The organism is Siminovitchia fortis (genome assembly GCF_007681465.1).
GTDB lineage: Bacteria > Bacillota > Bacilli > Bacillales > Bacillaceae_C > Siminovitchia > Siminovitchia fortis.
In genome coordinates this window covers 1-2,793 of the sequence record NZ_VEKZ01000115.1, presented here as the reverse complement: position 1 = coordinate 2,793, position 2,793 = coordinate 1, and the positions used below count along the sequence as shown (strand labels likewise).

The window sequence follows — 2,793 nt, the reverse complement described above, 5'->3', positions numbered from 1 at the left end:
TGAAGAAGGACATAGGTTAGCTCCACCTCTGCCATCTTTTTGACCCACTTGGGACAAGAAATTGATCCACTTAGGACAGAGATGAGCCACTACTAGTAGATTTATAAGCAGCCATTGAAATCTAATATATTCCAATGGCTGTTTAGCTTATTTAAAACTCTTACCGTCTAGTTGTTTATTAATTATCTCTTGAGCTAAGCTAACGAGTTCATCGTGGTCTAATCCCTCTTCTTCTCCCCAAATACATGGAGGTAATAATTTCTCTTCCACTTCGCGCATTACTTCATCAGGTAAATACATGTGAAGGAAATACCTTGCTATACGGATTTCAACTTCTTCAGGGATCACTTGGATACCGCCAATCCATGACGTTCTCTCATCGAGACTTTACCGTCAATAAGTATATTGTAGGAATCATGCACAATCCTATCTAGAATGGCGTCTGCCAGTGTGCTTTCGCCAATTTTATCATGCCATCCCCTAGGATCAAATTGGGAACAAAAGATAGTTGAGCCCTGCTGGTGGCGTGCTTCTACGATTTCAAGAAGGTCTCTTGATTCCGTTTCTTTTAACGGAGTTAATAGCCACTCATCCAAGATTAGTAGGTTTACATTCTTGTATTTTTTCATTACCTTTCTATACGTTCCTTCTCCTCTTGCGATCGCCAATTCATCCAATAAATCAGGTAATCGGATGTATTTTACTTTATAGAATTGACGACACGCAGCGATGCCAAATGCACAGGCTAAATACGTCTTCCCATTTCCGGAAGCACCCATTAATATAATATTGTGATGCTCTTCAATATAATTACCAGTTGCCAATCGCAATATTTGTGCCTTATCTAGCTTTCTATCCGGATGATATTCAATATCTTCAATACACGCCTGCGTGTCCCGTAATTCTGCTTGTTTGATTAGGCGATCAAGCTTATTGTTTTGCCTTCTGGACCATTCAATATCAACCAGTAATCCAAATCTATCTTCAAAAGATAGTTCTTGATATTCCGGATTTCTCAATTGTTCTCTAAATGTTTCTGCCATCGCAGACATTCTCATGTCATTTAATTTTGTTAAAGTGTTATCGGTTGTCATTATTTTTTCCCTCCGTAGTAATCAGCGCCACGAGTAAAGCCGTATGCGTTATCATTTTTTGGTGTGTCCATTTGTTCGCTTGTTTTCTCCAATGGTAATTTATCATGTCCTGTTTTTAGGATTGTTTGTATGCTTTTAAGTTTTGGGCGTGGCGTATAAGACAATACTCTTTCACACGCCTTCTCTATGCGTTCGATGGAGTATTTATCTGCTAGTTTCATCAATGCATAGGTCGATTTCAACCCTTGCTTTTCTGTTGGATAAGATTCTAGTATTCTTTCAATGGTTAATAGGGTGGAAGGACCGGTTGTGGCACCCCACTCTAATATAAACTCCTTATCAAACGATGCATACTTTCTATGATCCCTAGGCATATGATCAGGAATCGTACTGAAATCCCCACCTGTTTTATTTGATCTTTTGTGCGAAGCAATCCGGATATTCTTATAAAACACTTCAACTATATTTCTCGTTACTCGAACGTCTACTGTACATTTGATATAATCATAGGGAACAGAGTAATAATTATTATCTATTTTCACATGATAATCGGGCTGGACAACGGTCTTCGCCCAGCTCGCAATCTCGTATGGTGAATGAGGCAGGGGAATTAATGCAAATTTTTCTTCTTCTAAGAATGCTTCCTGCCTGTTCCCTTTTCTCTTTTGGAAAGATTTTGTATTCACCACATCTAATTTCTCTCTAATCGCTTTGTTTAGCTCAGCCAAAGAAAAGAACTTCTCATTACGAAGAGAAGCGATAATCCAAGTCGATATATGGCCAACATTCCCTTCTACACTTGGCTTGTCCTTGGGCCGGCGTACACGTGCTGGGATAATAGTAGTCTGGTAATATTCAGCCATTTCCTGATAGCTCTGATTAATAATTGGATCGATACGGGAAGACTTGGTCACTCCAGTCTTCAAGTTATCCGGTACAATAACCCTTGTGACTCCCCCATAAAATTCAAAAGCATGGATATGAGCCGTAATCCAACTCTCTATATCCATGGATAAAAATCCTTCTACATATGCATATTGACTACATGGCAATGCAGAAACAAAAATATAAACAGGAATTTCTTCTCCTGTTAGATTGTTTGTAAGATGCATCGTTTGACCTGCCCAGTCCACTTCCATTTGTTCTCCAGGTTTTCTTTTGATGCGCATGGTTGCTTTGGTTTTCCTGGCATAATCAGTGTAAAATCTACAAAACTGGCGATAACTGTACGGAATTTCATCATTTGCCCTGCTCTGTAAAGAATATTCGTCCCATAAAAGAGAAAGTGTTACCCCCGTTTTAGCCAATTCTTTATGAATATACTCACAATCAGGCTTTCGTCGATGGTCTGAAGGAACCTTTTTCTCAGGAAATAAAATCATTTGTAAATCTAAATCTGTCACGTCATCTTCGATTGGCCACTGAATTTTCTTCTCTTCCGCTCGCCGAATTACTTCTCTAATCGTGTTCCTTGAATGACCACAGCTTGAAGCTATCCCCCTTTGTGTGACTTCCTGCGAGTGAAGCCTTAAAATTTCCCGATACTTAATCACAAAAAAACCCCCTATAAATGAATTTGCACGTATGTGCTCCTTCATTATATAGGAGGGTGGGTCAGCTATGTCTTAGGTGGATCAATTTCATGGCAGAGGTGGATCAAAAAGATGGCACAACTGGGTCAATTGCATGGCTGTAATCA

3 protein-coding genes are annotated in these 2,793 nt (G+C 39.4%); all 3 read right to left on the bottom strand.

Annotated elements, in window-relative coordinates:
• Positions 1–147: 147 nt before the first annotated feature.
• Genes FS666_RS19025 through istA form a run of 3 tightly spaced genes read right to left on the bottom strand, consistent with a single transcriptional unit; the run spans position 148 to position 2,647 of the window.
• Positions 148–348, bottom strand: a complete 201-nt coding sequence (locus tag FS666_RS19025) for a hypothetical protein (RefSeq protein WP_120075985.1) — start codon at positions 346–348, stop codon at positions 148–150.
• Positions 345–1,094 (bottom strand): IS21-like element helper ATPase IstB, encoded by a 750-nt coding sequence (gene istB, locus FS666_RS19020; RefSeq protein ID WP_120075983.1) that lies wholly within the window; start codon positions 1,092–1,094, stop codon positions 345–347. The genes FS666_RS19025 and istB overlap by 4 nt, the downstream gene beginning before the upstream one ends.
• Positions 1,094–2,647 carry an IS21 family transposase gene (istA, locus tag FS666_RS19015; RefSeq protein ID WP_120075982.1) on the bottom strand — a complete coding sequence of 518 codons (1,554 nt, stop codon included), beginning with the start codon at positions 2,645–2,647 and terminating at the stop codon, positions 1,094–1,096. The genes istB and istA overlap by 1 nt, the downstream gene beginning before the upstream one ends.
• Positions 2,648–2,793: the final 146 nt, after the last annotated feature.

Excerpts from the sequence above, each read along its gene's own strand:
- istB (WP_120075983.1), bottom strand. The coding sequence starts at position 1,094 with ATGACAACCGATAACACTTTAACAAAATTAAATGACATGAGAATGTCT.